Raw genomic sequence first — 23,039 nt, 5'->3', positions numbered from 1 at the left:
TTCTCAGTAGGATAGCACTAAACTATTTCATCCGTTCTACCATGACCAAAAATGGCGGTGTATTGACCTGATTGAGGGGCTGGTAGAGCATGGCTGTAAAGACAGTCTGGTCCAATCCTTTCACAAAGTCCAGCACAGCATCCTTTTCTCTACTTCCACCCTCATGACCATAGTAAATCATGATGGCCAGACGGCCACCTACCACCAGGCGGTCCAGGACTTTTTGAATGGCCTCCAAGGTCGTATCAGGTAGAGTGATGACCGATTTATCCGCTGACGGTAAATAGCCTAGATTAAAAATGGCTGCCTTACACTCATCTACATACTGGTCCAGGTTTTCATGGCCAGTCAAGACCAATTTGGCATTGGTCAAGCCAGCTTTTTCTAGTTTTTCAGCTGTTGTGGTCAGGGCTTGTTCCTGAATATCAAAGGCCACAACTTTTCCTGCTCGCTGGGCTAAAAATAGCGTGTCATGGCCATTTCCCATAGTCGCATCGACCGCTAGGTCCTGGTCTGTTAAAATCTCTTCTAAAAAGGCATGAGCCATGTGTAAAGGTCTAAGCATTTTCACTCCTTAAGCTAATAATCTTACATAATATTCGGTCAAGGTGGCTTCGTCCACCTTTTTGCGTTGCTGCAACCACCAGCTGACCGTCTCCACAAAAGTGGTCACAACAAAATGTACCAGCAAATCCTCTGGAAGATTCCCCTTGCCCTGCATGTAGTCTTCAACCACTTTTGGAAAAATGTCGTGTTTCAGCTCCGCTTCCAGTTCTCTTAGAAAATAGGCATTGCGGGACAATAAAAGGCTGGCAACTCGGTCTTGATTGGTTCGAAAGTGTTTGAAAATATGAGCCAACAAAGTCTTCACATCCGCATCTTCACGACCTGTAAATAAGTGGTGAAAGAGGTCATGACAAAGTTCTTCCAAAAGAGCCTCTTTACTGGCATAGTGGGCATAGAAAGTGGAACGCCCCACATCTGCCAGGTCAATAACATCCTGCACGCGCATGTCATCATAACCTTTATCATTTAATAAGGTCAAAAAAGCCTGAAAAATAGCTCTTTTTGTTTTTGCAATTCGTCTATCCATTTTTCGTACATTTCAAACAATTTGTTCAGAAAAAGACAAACCGTTTCTCTTGTTTCTAGTTTTTCGGCTCATTACAGTACATAATAAACCTATAAACAGTATAACACAGAAAGGGAATCTCATGTCATCTTCTAAAAATACATTTATCGCTTTTCTCCTCAATCTCAGCTTTTCTATCATCGAGTTTATCTTTGGCTGGCTCTTTGGTTCCAGCGCCATCTTAGCAGATGCTGTTCATGATTTGGGTGACGCCCTCGCCATCGGAAGCTCTGCCATCATGCAAACCTATGCCAATAAACCTGCTGACAAGTTCTATCCTTTTGGCTACAAGAGATGGAATATTTTGGCTGCTCTCTTGACTTCCAGCATTCTGATTATCGGCTCCAGCTTGATCCTTGTAGAAAACATTCCCAATCTTTTCCATCCCCAGCCTGTCAATCAGGATGGGATGCTGATACTTGGGATTATCGCTGTCATCATCAATTTCTTTGCTTCTCGTATTGTAAAAAATGGCCATAGCCATAATGAATCCATTCTCAGCTTACACTTTTTAGAGGATATTTTGGGATGGCTGGCGGTCATCCTTGTTTCCATCATTCTTCAATTCACTGATTGGTACTTTCTAGACCCATTACTCTCACTCGGTATTGCTATCTTCATCCTCTCCAAAGCCCTGCCAAAAGCTTGGAACAATGTTAAGATTTTACTTGAAACCAGTCCGCAAGGAGTAAATCTTGAAGAAGTTAAAGGAGTCCTCCTGGCTCTTGAAAATGTTCACGAAATCACTCAGCTAAATGTCTGGACCATGGATGGATATGACCATTGTGCGACTGTGACGGTCAAACTGACAAATCCTGCTGTAGCAGACAAGACCAAAGCAAAAATACGGAATTCTCTCCATTCCTTTGGCATTATCCAGAGTACCATCGAAATTTTGTAAAAAAATTTTAAAAAATATCTCATTTTCCTCTCCCATTTGCGAACTAATAGGTATGAAAGCAATTATCTTATTTTTCCTTGGAGCCTCTATCGGTTCCTTCCTCGGTCTGGTCATCGACCGGTTTCCCGAGCAATCTATCGTTGCACCTGCCAGCCACTGCAATGCCTGCAAGCGTAGGCTCAAGGCCTGGGATTTGATTCCCATTGTTTCCCAAGTCCTGACCAAATCCAAATGCCGCTACTGCAGAGCCAAAATCCCTTATTGGTATCTGGCACTGGAAGTCTTATCTGGTCTCTTGGTCCTGCTCTGCCATTTTCAAGTCCTTTCCCTTATGGAAATGGTGCTGGTCCTTGGCGGCCTGGTCTTGACTATTTATGATATCAAACACCAGGAATATCCTTTCATGGTCTGGTTGGTCTTTACCCTTGTAGCCCTAATCTTGTCCCAACTCAATTGGCTCTTCTGTGGCTTTTTGGTCCTAGCCTTTGTGACAGAGAAAATATCCAAGTCTATCGGCTCAGGCGACTTCCTCTATCTAGCCAGCCTGTCCCTGCTTTTTGGCTTTACCGAAATTCTCTGGATTATCCAAATCAGCTCCCTCCTGGGTCTGGCTATCTTCTACATCTTTAAATCTCGGTCCCTGCCCTATGTCCCCTTCCTCTTTTTGGCCAGTATTTTGGTGACTATTGTTCTTTAAATCGGGTTTTCCCGATTTTTTTTGTTATAATGATATTATTGTTAGCAAAGGAGAATACCATGACGCTATATACAGACGACAGCCTGACCATGCACACCGACCTCTATCAAATCAACATGATGCAGGTCTACTTCAAGCAAAACATTCACAATAAAAGGGCGGTTTTTGAAGTGTATTTCCGTAAGCAACCCTTTGAAAATGGCTACGCAGTCTTTGCAGGGCTAGAGCGGGTTGTCCACTATCTTAATAACTTGACCTTTAGCCAGACAGATATTGACTACTTGACCGAATTGGGCTATCCAGAGGATTTTCTGGATTATTTAGCCAATTTAGAGATGAAGTTGAGCCTTCGTTCAGCTAAGGAAGGGGATTTGGTCTACGCCAATGAACCGATTATGCAGGTTGAGGGACCGCTGGCTCAGTGCCAATTGATTGAAACGGCTATTTTGAATATCGTCAACTACCAGACCTTGATTGCGACCAAGGCCCGTCGCATTAAAGCCGTTATCGAGGACGAACCCTTGATGGAATTCGGGACACGCCGGGCCCAAGAAATGGATGCAGCCATCTGGGGAACACGCGCAGCCTTTATCGGTGGTGCTTCAGCCACTTCCAACGTCCGAGCCGGCAAAATATTTGGTATTCCTGTAGCTGGTACCCATGCCCATGCCTTGGTTCAAACCTATGGCGACGATTATCAAGCCTTCAAGGCCTATGCAGAAACTCATAAGGATTGCGTTTTCTTGGTCGATACCTACGATACGCTCCGTGTTGGTGTGCCAGCCGCTATCCGTGTCGCCAAAGAAATGGGCGACAAAATCAATTTCAAAGGTGTTCGTATTGACTCTGGTGACATGGCCTACATTTCTAAAAAAGTCCGTCAACAGCTGGACGACGCTGGTTTTACTGAAGCCAAAATCTACGCTTCTAACGACTTGGATGAAAATACCATCCTCAACCTCAAGATGCAGAAGGCTAAAATTGATGTCTGGGGTGTCGGAACAAAATTGATTACAGCCTTCGATCAACCAGCTCTCGGTGCTGTCTACAAGATTGTTTCCATCGAAGAGGAAAATGGAGTCATGCGTGACACAATCAAACTATCGTCCAACGCAGAAAAAGTGTCTACCCCGGGTAAAAAACAGGTTTGGCGCATTACTTCTAAGGAAAAAGGCAAGTCAGAAGGCGATTATATTACTTTTGCCGACACAGATGTGACCAAGATGGACAGCATCTACATGTTCCACCCGACCTACACCTATATCAAAAAGACGATTGAGAATTTTGAGGCTCGTCCGCTCTTGGTTCCTATTTTTGAAGAAGGCAAGCAGGTCTATGAATTACCAAGTTTGGCGGATATTCAATCCTATGCCAACCAAGAAATTGACCAACTCTGGGACGAATACAAGCGCGTCCTCAATCCACAGCTCTACCCTGTTGACCTTGCCCAAGATGTCTGGGATAACAAGATGGACCTCATCCACCGTATTCGCAAGCAAAGTCAAGCAAAATCTATCTAAGAGAGGCTCCTATGACCTTACAAAAAACGATTATCCAACAGCTAGGCGTCAAGCCCGAAATTGATCCACAAGAAGAAATCCGTACGTCTATCGAATTTCTCAAGGATTACCTGAAAAAACACCCCTTCCTAAAAAACTATGTTCTGGGCATCTCTGGCGGTCAAGATTCGACCTTGGCTGGTCGTCTGGCCCAATTAACCATGGAAGAAATGCGGGCAGAGACAGGGGATGAGGACTACCAATTCATAGCGATTCGTCTGCCTTACGGCGTTCAGGCTGATGAATCCGATGCCCAAGCCGCTCTCGCTTTCATTCAGCCAGATGTCAGCCTGACCATCAATATCAAGGATGCGACGGATGCTATGGCAGATGCCGTCAAATCGGCCGGCCTGCCCTTGTCTGATTTTAACAAGGGAAATGCCAAGGCCCGCATGCGGATGATTGCCCAATATGCTGTCGCTGGCGAACGCAAGGGTGCCGTGGTCGGAACCGACCATGCCGCAGAAAATATTACAGGCTTTTTCACCAAGCATGGCGACGGCGGTGCAGACATTCTGCCGCTCTTCCGCCTCAACAAGCGGCAAGGCAAGCAACTCTTGGCTGCTCTCGGTGCCGACCGCAAACTCTATGATAAAGTTCCTACGGCTGATTTGGAGGAAAACAAGCCCGGTCTGGCAGATGAAGTAGCCCTCGGCGTGACCTATGATCAGATTGATGATTATCTAGAGGGGAAAACCATCGACGTCCAAGCCCAAGAAATCATCGAAGGCTTTTGGAAAAAAACAGAACACAAACGCCACCTACCAATTACGGTATTTGACGATTTTTGGAAATAAATCACTTGAAACACAGAAAAAACCTCACTGTAACAGCTAAACAGTGAGGTTTTTCTATGAAACAAGACGAATAAACATACATGAATATCCAAGTAATTCCATCATTATTTCATCCACTAACCAAATCCCGTAAGTCATTTGATTAATTATACATATTTTACAAGATTTTATGAAAGCCGTCAATGGTTTTTACGGAATTTTCTGAAAATTCCGAATAATCATTCGTTTCATTTCTTCTGCTTATAGATACGGTACCAGAACCGATAGAACAGGTAAGCCAACACCCCACCCAGCGTATTGATCCAGAGGTCATCAATTTCAAAGACACGGCCGGCATCAATCAGAAGATCCAACAAGAGTTGGGTGCACTCAATGAAGAGGCTGATACAAAAACTATAGAGGGCAGCTGCTCGAAGGCTCCGCCATTTTTCAAAAAGAAAAACAAGAGCCAAAACGAGAGGAAAGAGCAGGAAAATATTGGTGGCATTTTGCAGGAAAATCCAGCCCAAATCCGCCAGACTGTCGACCTTGTCACCGTTGACGATGCTATTAAAAGGAACCGGCAGAAAATAGAGGCGCCCGACCTGGATGATGCCCGGAGTGGAAAAATCCTTGTACTGGGGATACCAGGACTGCGGGAGGAAACACATGAAAACAATAGCCAGAGCATAGGCTCCAGCTAAGATTTTGTATATCTTTCTTCCAAGACCAGTCAAATTGCCGTCACTGAGGAATAATCTTCTCATGCCTGAATACCTGCCTTGGCCTTGGCTGCAGCGATGCGGGCACGCGCCTTTTCACGGTCTTTCTTGAGCGTATTGGAACGCAGCTGACCACAAGCGGCATCAATATCCGTACCATGCTCTTGACGAACGACACAGTTGACCCCATTTTTCTTAAGCAGGTCAAAGAAGGCAAGGGTCCGCTCACGGGTCGACCGGCTGTACTGGTCATGCTCAGACACCGGATTGTAAGGAATCAGGTTGATATAGGACAATTTGCGGATATTCTTGGTCAAGTCTGCCAATTCCTGAGCCTGTTCCAAACCGTCATTCACTTCATTGAGCATGATGTACTCGAAGGTCACGCGACGGTTGGTCGTTTGGATATAATCCTCGATCGCCTCAAACAAAACCTCAATAGGGTACTTACGGTTGATGCGCATGATGCTGGAACGTAGGTCATTATTTGGCGCGTGAAGGGACACGGCCAGGTTGACCTGAACGCCTTCGCGGGCAAAATCCTTGATTTTTGGTGCCAAGCCAGACGTCGACACAGTAATGTGACGGGCACCGATAGCCAGTCCCTTGTCATCATTGACAACCCGCAAGAAAGTCATGACGTTATCGTAATTATCCAGCGGTTCACCAATCCCCATGACAACGATGTGGCTGACACGTTCACTCTGTCCACGTTCGTCCAAATATTTCTGCACCAGCATGATTTGAGCCACAATTTCACCACTGGTCAAGTCCCGTTGCTTGGGTATGAGACCAGAGGCACAGAAGGTACATCCGATATTACAACCGACCTGGGTCGTCACACAGACAGACAAACCGTAGTGCTGACGCATGAGCACCGTCTCAATCAGCATGCCGTCTGGCAACTCGAACAGGTATTTAATCGTACCGTCTTTTGACTCCTGCACAATCCGCTGTTTCAAAGGATTGACAACAAAGTTCTCCTCCAGTTTTTCAATCAAAGATTTGGGCAAATTGGTCATCTCTTCAAAGGACTGAACCCGCGAACGGTAGAGCCACTCCCAAATCTGAGTTGCGCGGAATTTCTTCTCGCCATTTTCTAATATCCAGTCCACCAAATTGGCCTGGCTAAATGAATAAATTGATGGTTTCATGTTTCTCCCTACTTCTGACGAATGACAAAACTACGCTTGGTCTCTTTGGCATCCGATGCTTGTCTACGCTCCTGCTTGGGCGCCTGCTTGCCAGCTTTCTTATCATGGTGGACCGTAAAGTGCCGAGACTGGTCAGCCACCTTTTCCTGGCGTGCCCCCTTCTTGCGGTCATTCCGGTTGGACTTGGCACGATTGTCCCGCCCCTTCTTCTCCGGTTGAGCCTTTTGCTGTTCCTTATGGGAAATAGGCTCCGTCCGCTGCTGGTTGCGATTGCGGTTTCGAGACCGGCTCCGCTTACGACGTGGTCTGTCGTCCACCTCTTCAGGCAGCTCCTGTGGATTTGGATTTTCCAAGACAAAATAAGCACAACCAAAATTACAAAACTCGGTCAGATAGTCATCCAAGCGACCGATTTTCAAGTCAGACTTGACCGTCTTATCATCCTTGTAGAATCCCTTGAGACGCAATTGTTCATTGCCCCAGTCGCCCACAATATAGTCAAACTTGAGCATAAGCTGGGAAAAGCGTTGACCGAAAATGGTCTGATCAAAGGCATCCTTATGATTTTCTAGCAAGTCCAACTCGATATTTTCAGAGACAACCTTGTCCCCAACCCGAGCAAAACTAGGACCAGGATACTTGTTGTAGTTATACATTTCTGGTGTAATTTCTTTTTTCATTGGGCCTCCATTCTATTAGTTTCTCATACATTCTAACCTTACCATTATACCATGATTTTAACAGGAATGCTCCTCCTATCAGTTTTCAAAGAAATTTCTGACAATTTTAAGAAAAAAGGAGCAACTAGGTTACTCCACAAACTCTATTTCTTCAAATAATCAATGGCATCTTGGACTGTTTTGACAGGTACGACCTCGATGTCTACTCCCGCTTTCTCTACAGCCTCCTTGGCCTCCTCATAATTGGTCTTGGCATCTGGATCTTCTTTTAGGATTTCCTTATCCACAGGATTATTAGGAACAAAAAAGATGCTGGCACCGGCCTTGGCAGCAGATAGGACCTTCTTGTCCGCCCCGCCAATGTCGCCGACCTTGCCGTCCTGCTCAATGGTTCCCGTTCCTGCAATGGTCCGGCCATCTCTTAAATCTGGCTCAGCCAGCTGGGTATAGATAGCCAAAGTGAACATGAGACCTGCACTAGGACCGCCGATATTGCCCGTCTGGAAGTCAATAGGTACTGAGGACTTGACCTCTGTGTGGTCCACCAGGGTAATCCCGATACCATTTTTTCCATTGACCAGCTTGATAATCTTACCGTCAGCTGATTTTTCCTGACCGTTTGTCACATAGCCCACCGTCACAGGACTGCCCAGTTCCAAACCGCTGACATACTTAATCAAATCAGGCGACGACTCAAAGGTCTTGCCATTGATACTGACAACCGTATCCGCAATCTTGAGAACGTCCTTAAAGGTCGAATCCTCCGCCAAATCAAGCACATAGACCCCAAAGAAATCCATTTCAACATCTTTTTTGGCCAGGGTTAATCCCTGGTATTTGGCCATATTCTGCGAAGTTTCCATGTAAAATTGCGCAATCCGGAAATATTCCTCGCTGTCTGCTCCTCCCGTCATCTCCTCAGCCGAAGTAATATCCGCATAGGGATCAAACTGGGCAAATAGCAGCTGCAGAGCCGTTGCCTGCTGGACAGAGACATAGGTAAACTCATAAGAACCGTCCTTCTTGTCCTCTTCCTCATTAACCGTCAGGACCTGTTGCACATCCATGGCTCCGCCAGGACTCTCGATATAATAGGGCAGGGGAACAAAGACCGTAAACCAGAGCAAGAGTACTCCTAAAATGATAGATAAAATTAAAATGAGACCTTTATTTTTTTTCATGCTTTTCTATTTCCTTACTAACAAGCTCGGGCACATAAGGACTAATATCCTGCTTGTAGGCTATCAGTTCACGGATTTGGCTGGACGAAATATTGCGGTATTCCGGCTTGGAAATCAAATATACCGTCTCCAAGTCTGGGGCCAACTTGCGATTGAAATAATCAAAATTGGCCTCATATTCCAGGTCAATTCCATTGCGCAAACCGCGGACAATATGGGTCACTCCCCGTTCATGGGCTGCATCGACCACCAGCTCTTGACCCGCTAGAAAGACCTGGATCTTCTCATCTTTGGCAAAGACCTTTTCCAATAAGTCCAGCCGCTCTTGACCAGTAAAGAGACCATTTTTATTGGGATTGTAAAAAATCCCCACATAAAGCCTGTCAAAAAGACTACTGGCTCGTTCGATAATGTCCAAATGTCCCTTGGTAATGGGATCAAAGGAGCCTGTAAACATTCCAATTTTATCTAACATAGACTGTTACCTTACTTATTCCGTAGACTTTTTCCTTCCAGATGCCCAGCTCTGCGATTTCTTCAGGAAGTGTGACAGATTTATCCGTCTCGCAGACTACCATGACATCCTCGGACAGAAGTTTTCGCTGACAGAGTTCAGTGACCATTGCCTCAATCTCCTGCTCCGCATAGGGCGGATCCAGAAAGACCAGGTCAAAGACTCCTTCCAGTTGAGTCAAGGCCTGACGGGCCTCCGTGGGCAAGAGCCGGAACTTACCTTCCTCCTTGGTCATGACTATATTTTCTCGGACAATGGCCTGGGCCTTGCGATCACGTTCGACCAAGACCGCCTCATCCATGCCCCGAGATACTGCCTCAATGGACAAGCCACCGCTACCAGCATACAAATCCAGCACTCGCCCACCTTCAAAATAGGGACCAATCATATTGAACATGGCTCCACGAACCTTGTCCGAAGTCGGTCGTGTCGTCTTGCCATCTAAGGTCCTGAGGAGCCGTCCGCCATAGTTTCCTGATACAATTCTCATAGAGTCTATTATAGCACAAAACAACCAATCTTTTCCTTAAAACACAGTTGAAAAAACATCAGCAAGGCTGATGTTAAGATTTATTATCAAGATAATAAAGGCTGGTCTGCCACATTTTGTTGAACAGGCGACTGGTCCGCCAAAACCAAAATAAGGTAGTTGGAATAAGAAAGAGATTGAAAATGAGAATGAGCGCTAGATTGCCTTTACCTATGGAAAAAAGGGTATAACCTACTAAGAAGGTCAAGAAAGCTCTCATAATCAGATTCACCAAAATCCCTAGCCAGCCCAACCAATGGCGACCTCCGAAAGGCTTGTGCTTTTTGGGATCAAAATCTGGCAATTCCGTCAAAAATTCAACGATTAATTCACCAATTAAATTCGTAATAGTCCCTCCTCGTCATTGACCGATAAAACCGTGTACGAGCAACAACCCTTTTACAGGCAAAATAGGCATAGCTCACTAAAGCAAACGTCATCAGAAAAAATAGAATTCCGAGCAAAACGGTGCCATTACCAAATCGATGATAGAGCATCAAGGAAATGCTAGTTACAAAGATTAAGCAGGAAATTAGGGCAACCAAAACCAGACAGAAGGCACCAACAACACTTAGCCAATAGCGAAAGCCGAAAGTCTTATACCGCATGTCATCATAGAAGACAGAACTTGCAATCACCAAGACCAATCCAAGCCAGATAAGATACCACATATTCAACTCCTCCATAGCCTACTCCTTTTTTTCAGTATAGCAAATTTTATCAGAAGAAACAAAAAAAAAAAAAAAAAGAGGGGTTCCCTCTTCAGAATTTATCTAGAATTTACTTTCTCATACCTCCAAAGGTCCCCAAAACCTTTGGAAGTTGGAGATAATGGGAGTGGGAAAGAACTCGACCAGTCTAAAACATACTAAGATTAGTAGTGAGGAAATCTCCGACGGGAGAAAGTACTCACTACTTTTTCTTTATGATAAAGTAGAGGTGTCTTGTTAAGTCGAGAACTCTTTTGACGCTAGACGTCGCATCAAAAACTGGCAAGGCACCTGTTTTAGAAAGAATGTTATCAAAGTATGTGGGACGCCAGACGTCGAGTATTGAAAATGACATCACTAAAACAAGGAATCATTCAAGACAAAGAGGTAATATCATGCGAGTAGTATTTGGGATTGACGTGAGTAAGGTAAGTTCAGAAGTAGCCATTCTAGTCAACGGCGAGAAGGTTCATAACTACACCATGTCCAATGATGCCATTGGCTTTTCTCGGCTACTTGGCGATTTGAAAACCGTCCACAAGCCAGAAATCATCTTTGAAGCAACAGGCGTCTATTCTCGTCGTCTTCAAGCTTTTCTGGATGAACATAGCTACGCTTATACACGACTCAATCCCTTAGAAGCCAAGAAGCAACTGGATAGCTTGCGTGTGAGAAAAACAGATCAAATTGACGCCGAAAAACTAGCTCAATCTCAGTTTGTACTGAATCGTAAATCGACGTATGTCCAAGAAGAAGTCTACCAAAACTTGCGGGATCTCAGTCGATTCTATCAGAACTTAACTGAGGACATCGTTCGAGCTAAAAACCGCCTGCACAAGGTCTTACAGGTCACTTTCCCTGAATTGGAAACTATCTTGTCAACACCAACTGGGGAACAATACTGGAACTTAGTTATAGCTTTTCCTTGCAAGGACTTCGTGCTTGAGTTAAGCAAGGATGAACTCTCAAAGAGCATCCGTCTGTCCACTTCAAAACGGATTTCTGACAAGCGTGTGGCTTACTTAGTTGAGAAGCTGACAGCACTAGCTAATCAATCTTATTGTGCCGTTAAGAAAACCTCTCCGATCATGGAAGAGGTGCGTTACTATGCAAAAGAATTGCTTAGACTTTCTGAACAGAGACAAACTGTCTTAGACGAAATGGTGGAACTAGCTCAGCCATTACCAGAATATGAGATTCTGCTTTCTATTCCTGGTATCGCTGAGACGACTGCAACAAGTATTATTGGCGAACTGGGAGATATTCGCCGTTTTCAGTCTGCCAATCAAATCAATGCCTTTATCGGTATTGACCTAAGACACTATGAATCTGGAAGCTTCCTCGCTAAGGAGCACATTACCAAGCGTGGCAATCCCTACGCTAGAAAGATTCTGTTCAAGTGCATTCACAATATCGCTTCAGCTAGTCACACTAATCCTTGCCATATCGCAGACTTTTATGAGAAACGAAAAAGACAATCGCAAACGACTTCAACCAAGCCACACACGATTGCCTCCATACATCGACTCATTCGGACAATGTATTACCTCATTATGCATAACAAACTTTACGATTACGCTTCAACCCAAAATCGATAAAACTGTTTATGCTCTATCATTGTAACACCTTATCAAAAAATTTCAACATAAGGTGTTGGTTTTGTATACACTTTTTTCACTAAACTTTAGTCCAAAAGAAAACAATTTCCTTATTTTGACTATTGAACTCAAAATATTTTTCGTCAAATACCTTGATGGACTTGACAAATGGTAGAAAAAGAGTTCGTCAACAAGTCCTTATTTCCAGTTGTTGAGCTGAAACAGTCTATCCCCAGACTGTTTCACTCCCACCCCCGCACAGCTCAAACTGTCTGGGAGACAGTTTGAGGTTGGAGATGAAGCGAACTCTGTTCGCATCAGTCGTATAGGTCAGATTTGGAGTGTAGAAAACGAACAAATCTGCCAATCAACCACTGCGCTGAGATGTTGACACGAACTCTGAAGAGTGGTGCTAGGCTTTTTGCCCAGCCTTTATCCCCGAACCAAGAAATAATAAAGCGAGGATAGTATCACAAACTTACTGGGAACGAAAGACCCCAACATCACTATTTTGGATTATCAACACCCTCGAACTGCCCTATTCAAACGCAAAACTGGAAGCGACCAATAACCTTATCAAAGTCATTAAGCGAAATGCCTTTGGCTTCAGGAACTTTGAAAATTTTAAGAAACGGATTTTGATGACAGTGAACATCAAAAAAGAGAAGACCAAACTGGTCCTCTCGTGAATATAACTTTTCGCCTACCTACAACAGTTGACAAAGAGCCTAAAACTGTGAATGGCTTTTGAGCTTTCTAGAGATAGGTCTGGTGATTTGTTCTTGAAAAATAGGGAGAACTTTCTTGAAACGTGTTTCTCCAAATGGAGAATTAGTCTAGACCTAAACTTCTAAATGAATGCTGGATGTTGTGACGCCGACGTTTGCCAGCAAGTGCAAAAGCTGCCATAAGCATGCTTGTTCCAAGAACAGTTACAGTCACTGAGCTTGCTTCACCAGTATTTGGCAATTGGTCAACAACCGGACCTGCAGGAGCTGCTGGACTAGCTAGCTGAGCAGGAACTGGAGTTTCAGGTTTAGCAGGTACAGTTGGTGGAACAACTGGTTGTCCTGGTACTGGCGTTGGTGTTGGCTGTGGCTCAGGTTCCGGTTCTGGTTCTGGTTCTGGCTCCGGCTCTGGTTGTGGCTCCGGTTCTGGTTCTGGCTCTGGTTGAGGCTCTGGTTGAGGCTCTGGCTCTGGTGTAGGAGCCTTATCATAGATAAAGGTAATCTCTGTAATACCTTCGACCACCTTACCGACTGGCTCGCCAGTATGCTCGCCTGCCTTGACATAGCCATCAATGTCCGTGTACATCGCATCCACATCGTAAGGCACATCCGCTACAGGTTCCAACGATTCGCTTGTTCCGCTTGGCAGGCTAGTCGTCACCTTATAGCCAACAAGGACATTATCGACAACTGTCTCGCTATCCTTGACAGAATTGCCATCACGGTCGTGGAAATGAACCAAAACACTTCCATAAACTGGCGTCCGTTCAACCTTAGCAAGCGGTTTATAAACATGAGTGACAATGGTTTCACCTTCCACGAGAATTCCTGACTGCTCGCCTACTGTACGAACCAGCTCATAGGTGAAGCCATCTTTTTCTACTGAATCTTTCAAGAGTGGTGTAACGTCATACTCAGCTCCCGTCGGATTTTCAACGCTGGTTGAGCCATCAGGTGTCGTTGTGGTCGTAATGGTTGTCACCACAACTGGCTTTGTCGAAATTGCATTCGACAGTGGAGTGCCATTTTCGTCCACATAGCGAACCGTTACGAAGCCTTTTTTAGCGTCCTCAGTAGTGATTTTTTCAACTGGCTTGTAGACCAGGGTGATTTCAGTCACGCCTTCCGGTATAAGGTCCTCAAGTGGCTTATCATTGCTCAAGAAATTGTAGGTGAAATCGTTGAACAAGATGGTTTCATCTTTATAGGGATTAGCGTCATAACGGACATTTGTCGCTACTTCACTTGTTTCCGTTGAACCTGGCAAGGTCTGGGTGGCCACTGTCTTAACAAGGACATCTTTCTCCACGGTCAAGCTAGTCTTGATAGTCTTGCCAGCTTCGTCCACATAATGAACGATGACTGTTCCACGGATTTCCTCTATTGTGTCCTTGGCAAGCGGTGTATAAACGTAGGTGATAACTTGCTCGCCTTCTGCAACTTTACCAGTTTCTAAAGCTGATCCGGATTGAATTTGCTTGAATTCGTAGGTGAATCCTCCATGCTCGATACTATCTGGTCTAGTAGATACATAGTCTGTTCCTATCTGAGTGTCTGCTGGCTGAACTGTCACAGGCGCCTGCAATTCATTACCAGCTTCATCGACGAATTTGGCGATGACAGAGCCACCAAGTTTCGGAGCATAGATATAGACGATTTCCAAATCACCTTCGACGACCTTACCTTGAGCTGGCGCCGTGTTTGAATCCCATTCCTTAAAGACATAGACCAGACCATCTGGACCTGTCAATTCGCTCGGGTATGTTGAACGATAATCTGTCCCCACTTGAGTAGCCGCTGGTTGGATAGTCACAGAATCTTGCAATTCATCACCAGCTTCATTCACAAATTTGGCGATGACGGAGCCACCCCGCTTGGCTTCATAGACAAAGACAACTTTTTGCGGATAGCTAGTTACAGTACCTTCAGCTGGCTCGGACGATTCTTCCAGACGGGAATAAATCCATACCAAACCATTTTCATCTGTCAACTCACCCTTATCCTCCGTCTTATACGGTGTTCCGATTTGTTGAGGTGTGTCAAATAGTGCCTTTTCATCAATCAGAATATCTCCGTCTTCAGTGATGTGCATCACTGTCACTTGTTCCCCAAGTAACTTTTCATATTCAAAGATAACCGTTGTAATAGCCTTGTCGGTGCTTCCACTAGCTGGATCTGACCCTGTTGCCAATCCCTTATAGGTCCAAGACAGACCGTTCTCATCTACCAACACAAGGTCATCATGAGTAACCTCATAGGCAGACCCCTTGAGAAGCTTTTCAAGGGCATCTCCAGATGCAGTATCCGTCGCAATCTTATGCGCTACCAGGACAGCACCATCCACCGTACGGTGCTTGACAGTGACAACCCCTTCCAATTTGCGCTCGTAGACGTAGTTGAAAACAATCTTACCACCATCATCTAGCTTAGCCACAGCAACATCCGTTGCATAATCCGCAGGCGTCAAGGTCTCAGTTGAAAGCTCTACCCCATCTGGTCCATAAACCGTCTTGGTCACAGAAACCAACTCGTAGCCAGTCTTGTCGCTCGTTGGGGGCAACAAATCTTCAATGGTCGTCGTACTGTCACCCACCAACTTACGGGTATCATCTGTCTGGTACTTATTGTCTACATCATCTTCTGTAGGCTGACCAGCTGTTAGATTAACAGTATCCTCATCGACCACTTCAGCGCTAAATTCAACGGTCTTGTAGGTATGATTTTCTTCTAAAAGCGTACCAACAATGGTCACCGTTCGGACAATCGGCACCGCATAGGCACCTGCGTTTGTTGAAATTTCAATCGGCAAAAGCCCGTCAATCGTTTTCTCCGTGTCCAAGGCCGCATAGGTATAGAAGAGTTTGAGTTCCTTATTCAGATAATCCGACTTCAGCAAGGAAGCGTTAAGCGCATCAATGGTGAGATTGCGTTCCTTAATTTCCCCATCAAGGGTAATCATGACACGAACATTATTTTTATCCGTACCGATGGCAAATCCATCCTTGTCAATCCCCTTGTCTTCCAAACCAAAGGATTCGTAGCCAAACTGCTCGGTCAATTTCTCTGCCAATGCAGCATCTGTCACATCAAACTTGTGAGCAACCGTCAAATCACCAAAGTTTGTGAAATAAGGACGGGTGGTCTCAATTTGGAAGACTGACTTGGCAGGCGAATACAGTTTTGTCTGATCACCAGCCTTGTACATGTAGTATTCTACGTCAACAACATGGCTAGATTCTGCCGCACGAGCCGCCTGATCCGCCAAATAATTGGCATAGTCTGAAATGACATTGGCATCTAAGGTCGCTGCATCCAAATCTGACAAACGGTACAAACCGGTCAGCTGGATCTGACCGCCGACACCAAGGTTAATCCCTGTCGCCGCATTTTCATAGTTGGCCAAGTTGGTATTGACATCCGTCATAAAGTTGGTAATCAAACGATTTCTCAGGTCTTGGAAGGTATAGGACGAGACCGTACCCCCATTATTGACCTTTTCAAAAATCTTTCGACCACCGACAACTGATTTTCCACCTAAGAAGCCTTCTCCCAAGGAGTCAAAACCTTCATCTGTAATACCGATTTTTGTCGTCGTATTGATATAGAAATCATCTGACGCCGTCGTGGTCGCATCGCTCTTTTCAGCCATAGTCTTGCCATCTGCCGACACCGCCGATAAATAAGCGCGAGCACCTGTCAAATAGGAACCATAACGATCCGGACTGCCTCCCCGCATGGTCAACCAAACATCATCACGCTCAGTATTAAAACGAGTTGGAATAACAAATTTATTATTGTTGTTTGGATCTAGTAGATAATCATCGACTGTATTGTCCCATCCGTAGCCAATCAAATCCTCCATGACCTCCAGGCCTTGGACTGAACTAGCAAACCATCCTGAGCCCCAGGTCTTATCTACCACATTCCAGATGTCAGGCTGGTCACCAACTGTCAAACGAGAAAAGAGGTTGGGAACCTTGACCGTATGAGTAGCCCTATTTTTCACGTAAGTTTCTGTAGTGAAAGGCAATTCAAAGGTTGTTTGATTGGCTTCACGATTAGAAGCACGAACCTGGCGTCCCTGCTGATCAATAACATTATTCCTTGAATAATAGCGATCTTCAGGAGCATAGCCAAACTTGGTCCAAAATTCAGCAACCGTCATGTCTGCTGTCAACTCTGCACCATAAGTTGTCTGCAAGCGCGCAAAATCAGCTGTTATCTCACTAACTTTCGCACCAAGTACATTCCCTTGATTGATTGCTGGATCTTGGTAATAATTCTTGCCAACCACTAAGTAATTAGAGTCTGGACTAACTGCCGCACGAATCTCTGAAACTGGTTCTGCTCCCTGACCAGACAAAACTGTTTCAGTCACGGCTGTCTCGGTCGAATCCAGTGCTGCAGCTGGATTTGGTAATTCCTGAGCTTCAGAAATAAGTCCAGCTGCAGAATCACTCTCAATTGACACAACTTCATTCTCTTTTACTAGGGATTGCTGAGCATCAAGAGCAAGATTCTGACTATTTTCTGCTGGTGCGGGCGATACCTGGACTTCAACTAGTGGCACATCAAGACCAGTTTCCACATTGACAGGCTCTCCTGCTACTAGTTCCGTTGGAGTCAATTCCTCCAAAGGCGCTTCCGAAGCCTGAACGGTAACTCCACCGAAGACCAAAGAAGCCCCTAACAAGATACTGGCTGCACCAAAATGATATTTCCGAATAGAAAAATACTGCCTTCTGTCACCAAAATAAAACGATTTATTGATTCTTCTCATATTCCCTCCTTTATAAAAGTCGAACAATAAAAGACAATTTTATATATACAATCATATACTATCACATATTGTATCAAATAGCAATCAATATGAGTTACCCGTTGTGCTAGTTAATCAAGCGTAAGCAAGGGAATATTTTAAGCTGATACCAAATTCAGTATGACTGCTTTTAAGCAAAAGAGAATTGATAAGTAACCGCTTCTGCTCGGTCACTAACCCAATCAATGACTTGTGGTTGGAAGAACCTATAAACTCAAAAACCGAGCTTCGTTTGAAACTCGGTTAGTGGTTATTATCAGGAAGGTCCGACTCCAGAAGTTAATGATTAAAAACTAATATGCTTCGATTGCTACCCATTTTCTATTAATTTTCAATTGTCTAAAGTGTGGAGATTGCTTTATTTTTTACAGTGTTCTAAATATAATATCCGAAAATCAATCAATGACTGACGATCTTCTCTGAAAATACCAGGTCAGTATTTCCCAAATTCGAACGGGCAGCAAGCCAATGAAAATAAGGTTGTGAATAAAGAATATCATAAATAGATGGGTGGAACTGAAGCAGACCTTCCTCTAGTTACTGCCTTAGGGGGGCAATAGCTAGTTTGCGAAAGAATAAATGAAATCATCTTTCTATCTACAATGTTAATATAACACTTTTTCAAAATAAGTTCAAATAATTGTGTGCAAAAAACAAACTTATTTTTTAAAATTTTTGTTAAACTCATCCCACATTTTCTGCTGTGGCTTGGCAAAGGGATAGGTATGGAAATCTTCAACCGAAACCCATTTTAATTCACGATTAGCTGGTAAATCCGACTGACTTGCCACTCCTTCTATCAACTCAATCTGCCATTTGCGGTGGCTGAAAATATGCTGAACGGTCTCAAATTCTTGCTCCTGCCAGTCAATAGTCAGACCATATTCTTCTGTAAAGCGCAGCTTCATATCAGGCTGCTCCGGCTCTTCTGCCACTTCAAACAAGGAAACTTGTTTGGCTAGGATAGCCCCTTTTTCCAAAAGCGGAAAAGACCAAAATCCTGATAAGAGTCCAGCGTCGGTATTTTTCTCAAGGAGAAATTGATTATCCTGATTGCGAATGAGAAAGCCTTGATAGGCGACTGGGATAGGCTTTTTCTTGGGTACCTTGATAGGATATTTGTCCATTGTGCCATTGAGATAGGCAGCACTAAAGTCCTTCACGGGACTTTCTTCTGGCCGTGGATTGGCAGGCGCCTCAATATCTGAACCCAAATCCATCAGGGCTTGATTAAAGTCTCCCGGTCTAGCTGGGTCAATCAAGATGTCCATCATGGCTTGAAAAATCTTGCGATTCGCAGGGAGACCAATGTCATAATCCACTTCAAACAAACGGCTGAGCACGCGCATGACGTTGCCGTCTACCGCAGGCTCCGGCAAACCGAAGGCAATACTAGAAATAGCACCAGCTGTGTAGGGACCAATGCCTTTTAGACTGGAAATTTCTGCGTGTGTCTTGGGAAAGGAACCATCGAACCGTTCAACCATATCTTGGGCCGCTTTTTGCATATTGCGGACACGAGAATAATAGCCCAACCCTTCCCACAATTTGAGAATGACTTCTTCCGGCGCCACTGCCAAGTCTCTGATGGTCGGCAGATGGTGGAGAAAGCGCTCATAGTAAGGAATGACCGTATCCACACGCGTCTGTTGCAACATAATCTCCGACACCCAAATGGCGTAGGGATCCGATGTTCGTCGCCAAGGCAGGTCTCGTTTGTTCTCATCATACCAATCAAGAAGAGCCTTGCGAAAGGCGACAATCTTCTCTTCTGACCACATGTCAATTCCATATTCTTTCAAATCTAACATAATTCTAGTATAGCACAAAGAAAGGGAGCTAGCTGTGACTAACTCCCTGTCTGTAGTATGAAATGTTGCTTACCTACTGTTCAGCAGCCTGCTGGCTCATCTGCATCTGGTAATAAAAACCTTGCGCATCCATCAATTCCCTATGATTGCCTTGTTCGACAATTTTTCCATCTACCATGACCAAAATCAAGTCAGCTGATTGGATGGTTGATAGGCGATGGGCAATGATAAAGCTGGTCCGTCCCTGCATCAATTTGGCAAAGGCTTCTTGAACCAATAACTCCGTCCGTGTGTCAATCGACGAGGTCGCCTCATCCAAAATTAAGATTTTAGGGATTTTGACAAAAACGCGCGCAATCGACAGCAATTGCCGTTGACCCTGCGATAGAGAGGCGCCACCATCTGTCAGGACAGTATCATAACCTTGGGGCAATTGACGAATAAAGAAATCCGCATTGGCTGCCTTGGCCACCTCGATAACCCATTCCCTAGTCGCATGAGGATATCCATAGGCAATATTTTCATGGATAGTTCCTGATTTTATCCAGGTTTCTTGGAGAACCATGCCAATCTGCCGCCGCAAATCCTCTCGGCTGTATTGGGAAATAGGCACACCGTCCAGGACAATCTGGCCAGCATTGACATCGTAAAAACGCATGAGCAGATTAATCATGGTCGATTTCCCTGCGCCAGTCGGACCAACGATAGCCACCTTTTGACCAGAGGTAACATCAATCGTCAGGTCCTCAATGAGCGATTTTTCAGGCTGATAAGAGAAAGATACATTTTCAAAGGAAATAGCCCCCTGCAACTGATCCGAGTCAATTGTCCGCTCTGCCCTATCCTCTTCGCTAGCTAGATTAACAAGGGCAAAGAGCCTGTCTGCACAAGCTAAAGCGCTCTGCAATTCCGATAGGACAGAAGAAATATCGTTAAAAGGCTTGCTGTACTGGCTGGCATAGTTGAGAAAGGTGGTCAGAGAGCCGACTGTAAAGGTCCCCTGCATGATGCGAAGTGCTCCAAGACCTGTCAAAAGCGCATAAATCAAGGCATTGACAAATCGGGTAGTCGGATTGACCGTAGACGAAGCAAATATTGCCTTCTGCAAATATTGAGCGTAGTCGCCATTGACCTGCTGGAACTGCTTCTTAATCTGGTCTTGGGCATTGAAGGCCTGCACCAGACTGAGCTGACTAATGGTCTCCTCTAAGAGCTGAGCTTGCTGCCCACGCGCCTGGGTCTGGCGACTGTAGTAAGTATAGCTCTTCTTGGCAATAAAACGCGCCACAAAAAGAGACAGCGGGGTCAAGGCAACAACCAAAAGCATCATGACAAGATCCAAACCTGCCATGGTAAAAATGGTCAAGAGAATGGTCAAAATTCCAGCGAAAAACTGGTTGAAGACCATCAAAAGACCGTTAGTCAGCTGTTCACTATCACTGGAAAATCGTGCAACCAAGTCCCCCGTTGACTGCCTATCCAGATAGGAAAGGGGCAACTGGTGCAATTTGACATAGACCTGCTCCCGCAAGTCTGCCACCATATCATAGACCAGGCGATTGGTGACCAAGGGCAGATACCACTGGACCAGGCCATTGGCCAGAATGACGACAAACATCTGCAGCAGAATCTCCAGCAAGACCTGGCTATCTGCTACCAAGACCGCGTCGACTGCCCGACCGATAAGGATAGGAAGATAGACGGTCAGAAGGACCTGAGCCAGTGTCGCCAGCAAGAGCAGAATCAGACGAATGGGCTGTTTTAGGACCAGGCTTGTCAATTGATGCAGACTAGTTTTCTTCATGGCTGCCCTCCTCTCCATGCTGGGATTGGTCAATTTCACGGTAAATAGCAGAGCTTTCTAGCAAGTCTTGATGACGACCTAGCCCCACCTGCTGTCCCTGGTCCAGAACCAAAATCTGATCCGCAGTCTTCAGGCTATTGGTCCGTTGAGACACCATAATCAAGGTTTGGTCAGGCAATTCCTCCTTGATAGCCTGCAAGAGACGGCTCTCTGTCAGATAGTCCAGGGCCGACGTCGCATCATCCAAAATCAAAACAGGTGCTTCTTTCAAGAGAGCACGCGCAATGGTCAACCGTTGCCGTTGTCCACCGGAAAAATTCTTCCCAAAGGCTGCTACAGGACTATCCAAACCGCCCTTTTCTGCCACAAATCCATCCGCCTGAGCAATCTTCAGGGCCCACCAAATGCGTTCTTCGGAACTATCAGCCAGTCCCAAGGTAAGATTTGAGCGGACAGTTCCAGCAAAGAGCTGAGCCTGCTGGGCAACGGTGGCACAATTAGCCCGCCAGGTTTTGAGATTCACAGGACTCTTTCCATCAATAAAGTGCATCAATTGATTAGCTGGCATCGGATAAAAGGCCTGCAAGAGATTGACCAAGGTCGTCTTACCAGCACCCGTACCACCGATGATGCCGATAAACTGGCCTTTCTTTATCTGAATAGAAATTCCTGACAGGGCCTGTTCAGCAGCATTGGGATAGGCAAAATCCAGCTTGTATAGTGCAAAAACATCAGCTGGGTCATTGGCTTGCAGGACTGGCAGAGTGCCTTCCAGGTCTTCGGATTCTTGCTTGAAAATTTCCTGAATCCGTTGACCAGCGATATAAGACTGGTTGATAGATGAGACAACCATGACCATCTTGACCAGCTCCGCCAAGATTTGCAGGAGATAATTGATTAGGGCAACCAGCATCCCTTGCTCTAGCAGATTGTTAGAAATGGCTAGATTTCCTTTCCAAATCAAAATCATCAAGGTCGCATTAACCACCAGAAAAGTCAGTGGCGACAGCAGGCTAGACCAGTAACCAGCCTGTAACTGTCTATTTTTATAGGCCAGATTGAGTGCTTGAAAATGAGCAACTTCTCTCGCTACCTGGCCAAAGGCACGAATGACCCGCCAGCCCGTAACCGTTTCACGCACCTGCCCTACCAAGCTGTCCAAATCTCTACGAATCGATAAGAGATAGCGACTGACAGCCGCCGTAATACCTGCCACAATCACCAGCAAAACAGCAATCATCCCCAGAAAATAGAGAGAAAGGCTAGGACTGATATAGAAGGCCATGAAGAAAGCACCAAAGACCACAATCGGAGCCCGTAGAAACAGGCGCAAGAAAATATTGATTCCTGCTTGAATCTGCAAGGTATCACTGGTCAAGCGCGTCAAAATTGATGAGCGGGACAAAGTATCCTGACTAGCTTGCGGCAAAGATAAGACTTTTTCAAACAGGTCCTCTGTCAACTGCTTGGTCACCCCAACTGCTGCCTTGGCTGAATAATATTGCCCTAAAATAGATACTAGAACTCCCACAATTGCCAACCCTGTCAGGAGTAAAAGCATAGCAACCAGGTCCCCCTGATTGCCATGTGGAATAATAGTATCAACGATATGGGCAATAGCCAAGGGAACAAGGAGTTCAAAGCAGGCCTCCAACAGTTTGAAGAGAGGAGCTAGCGTAACTTCTTTCAGGTAATCCCTGACATATCGTAGGATAAATGTCATT

Annotated in this window: 18 protein-coding genes and 1 pseudogene; 6 read left to right on the top strand and 13 right to left on the bottom strand. The window is 45.2% G+C overall.

The features are described from left to right. Positions 1 to 22: 22 nt before the first annotated feature. Together AB1F57_RS04845 and AB1F57_RS04840 are read right to left on the bottom strand one after the other, a co-directional pair. Complete coding sequence (locus AB1F57_RS04845; RefSeq protein WP_167786373.1) at positions 23 to 565, bottom strand: class I SAM-dependent methyltransferase; 543 nt, start codon at positions 563 to 565, stop codon at positions 23 to 25. Positions 566 to 574: 9 nt separating this feature from the next. Then, a complete protein-coding gene (locus AB1F57_RS04840; protein ID WP_024419426.1) occupies positions 575 to 1,093 on the bottom strand; it encodes a TetR/AcrR family transcriptional regulator in 519 nt (172 codons plus the stop codon). Positions 1,094 to 1,214: 121 nt separating this feature from the next. Here AB1F57_RS04840 and AB1F57_RS04835 point away from each other — a divergent pair, with 121 nt between their 5' ends. Genes AB1F57_RS04835 through nadE form a run of 4 tightly spaced genes read left to right on the top strand, consistent with a single transcriptional unit; the run spans position 1,215 to position 5,086 of the window. Next, on the top strand, positions 1,215 to 2,033 hold the full coding sequence (locus AB1F57_RS04835) for a cation diffusion facilitator family transporter (RefSeq protein ID WP_105110446.1): 819 nt from the start codon (positions 1,215 to 1,217) through the stop codon (positions 2,031 to 2,033). A gap of 52 nt (positions 2,034 to 2,085) precedes the next feature. After that, a complete protein-coding gene (locus AB1F57_RS04830; protein ID WP_367986175.1) occupies positions 2,086 to 2,730 on the top strand; it encodes an A24 family peptidase in 645 nt (214 codons plus the stop codon). Between the two features lie 59 nt (positions 2,731 to 2,789). Then, positions 2,790 to 4,250, top strand: coding sequence for a nicotinate phosphoribosyltransferase (locus AB1F57_RS04825; RefSeq protein WP_367986174.1), 1,461 nt, complete (start codon positions 2,790 to 2,792; stop codon positions 4,248 to 4,250). An 11-nt stretch (positions 4,251 to 4,261) separates the two neighbouring features. Further along, entirely contained in the window at positions 4,262 to 5,086 is an 825-nt protein-coding gene (gene nadE, locus AB1F57_RS04820; RefSeq protein ID WP_367986173.1) for an ammonia-dependent NAD(+) synthetase, read from the top strand. 227 nt (positions 5,087 to 5,313) lie between these two features. On the opposite strand, the gene AB1F57_RS04815 is transcribed toward nadE, so the two are convergent. The 7 genes from AB1F57_RS04815 to AB1F57_RS04785 form a co-directional block, all read right to left on the bottom strand. Further along, positions 5,314 to 5,832, bottom strand: coding sequence for a VanZ family protein (locus AB1F57_RS04815; protein WP_167786377.1), 519 nt, complete (start codon positions 5,830 to 5,832; stop codon positions 5,314 to 5,316). Beyond that, entirely contained in the window at positions 5,829 to 6,941 is a 1,113-nt protein-coding gene (gene rlmN, locus AB1F57_RS04810; protein ID WP_105123534.1) for a 23S rRNA (adenine(2503)-C(2))-methyltransferase RlmN, read from the bottom strand. The genes AB1F57_RS04815 and rlmN overlap by 4 nt, the downstream gene beginning before the upstream one ends. A gap of 8 nt (positions 6,942 to 6,949) precedes the next feature. Then, the gene (locus AB1F57_RS04805; protein ID WP_167786378.1) at positions 6,950 to 7,621 is read right to left on the bottom strand and encodes a YutD family protein; all 672 of its coding nucleotides are present in this window, start codon (positions 7,619 to 7,621) and stop codon (positions 6,950 to 6,952) included. A gap of 143 nt (positions 7,622 to 7,764) precedes the next feature. Beyond that, on the bottom strand, positions 7,765 to 8,802 hold the full coding sequence (locus tag AB1F57_RS04800; protein WP_167786379.1) for a SepM family pheromone-processing serine protease: 1,038 nt from the start codon (positions 8,800 to 8,802) through the stop codon (positions 7,765 to 7,767). Next, positions 8,789 to 9,277, bottom strand: a complete 489-nt coding sequence (gene coaD / locus AB1F57_RS04795) for a pantetheine-phosphate adenylyltransferase (RefSeq protein ID WP_167786380.1) — start codon at positions 9,275 to 9,277, stop codon at positions 8,789 to 8,791. The genes AB1F57_RS04800 and coaD overlap by 14 nt, the downstream gene beginning before the upstream one ends. Next, positions 9,267 to 9,806, bottom strand: a complete 540-nt coding sequence (gene rsmD / locus AB1F57_RS04790; protein ID WP_105136872.1) for a 16S rRNA (guanine(966)-N(2))-methyltransferase RsmD — start codon at positions 9,804 to 9,806, stop codon at positions 9,267 to 9,269. Before rsmD ends, coaD begins: the two co-directional genes overlap by 11 nt. 368 nt (positions 9,807 to 10,174) lie before the next feature. Beyond that, the gene (locus AB1F57_RS04785) at positions 10,175 to 10,531 is read right to left on the bottom strand and encodes an MFS transporter (RefSeq protein ID WP_167786381.1); all 357 of its coding nucleotides are present in this window, start codon (positions 10,529 to 10,531) and stop codon (positions 10,175 to 10,177) included. A 419-nt stretch (positions 10,532 to 10,950) separates the two neighbouring features. Between AB1F57_RS04785 and AB1F57_RS04780 the strand changes: the two genes are divergently transcribed. Beyond that, positions 10,951 to 12,153, top strand: a complete 1,203-nt coding sequence (locus AB1F57_RS04780; RefSeq protein WP_367985527.1) for an IS110 family transposase — start codon at positions 10,951 to 10,953, stop codon at positions 12,151 to 12,153. Positions 12,154 to 12,668: 515 nt separating this feature from the next. After that, a pseudogene (locus AB1F57_RS04775) lies at positions 12,669 to 12,893 on the top strand (transposase); the annotation flags it as partial. A gap of 91 nt (positions 12,894 to 12,984) precedes the next feature. Here the strand turns inward: AB1F57_RS04775 and AB1F57_RS04770 are convergent. From AB1F57_RS04770 to AB1F57_RS04755, 4 genes are all read right to left on the bottom strand, one after another. Then, a complete protein-coding gene (locus tag AB1F57_RS04770) occupies positions 12,985 to 17,661 on the bottom strand; it encodes a MucBP domain-containing protein (RefSeq protein ID WP_367986171.1) in 4,677 nt (1,558 codons plus the stop codon). Between the two features lie 698 nt (positions 17,662 to 18,359). Beyond that, positions 18,360 to 19,511 carry an A/G-specific adenine glycosylase gene (gene mutY / locus AB1F57_RS04765; RefSeq protein WP_167785641.1) on the bottom strand — a complete coding sequence of 384 codons (1,152 nt, stop codon included), beginning with the start codon at positions 19,509 to 19,511 and terminating at the stop codon, positions 18,360 to 18,362. Between the two features lie 73 nt (positions 19,512 to 19,584). Continuing rightward, entirely contained in the window at positions 19,585 to 21,315 is a 1,731-nt protein-coding gene (locus AB1F57_RS04760) for an ABC transporter ATP-binding protein (RefSeq protein WP_367986170.1), read from the bottom strand. After that, complete coding sequence (locus tag AB1F57_RS04755; RefSeq protein ID WP_367986169.1) at positions 21,302 to 23,038, bottom strand: ABC transporter ATP-binding protein; 1,737 nt, start codon at positions 23,036 to 23,038, stop codon at positions 21,302 to 21,304. Before AB1F57_RS04755 ends, AB1F57_RS04760 begins: the two co-directional genes overlap by 14 nt. Position 23,039: the final 1 nt, after the last annotated feature.

The sequence above is a fragment of the Streptococcus nasisuis genome, assembly GCF_040836615.1.
GTDB lineage: Bacteria > Bacillota > Bacilli > Lactobacillales > Streptococcaceae > Streptococcus > Streptococcus suis_V.
Note: the sequence above shows the minus strand (reverse complement) of the source record. Positions and strands in the feature narration are given on the sequence as shown.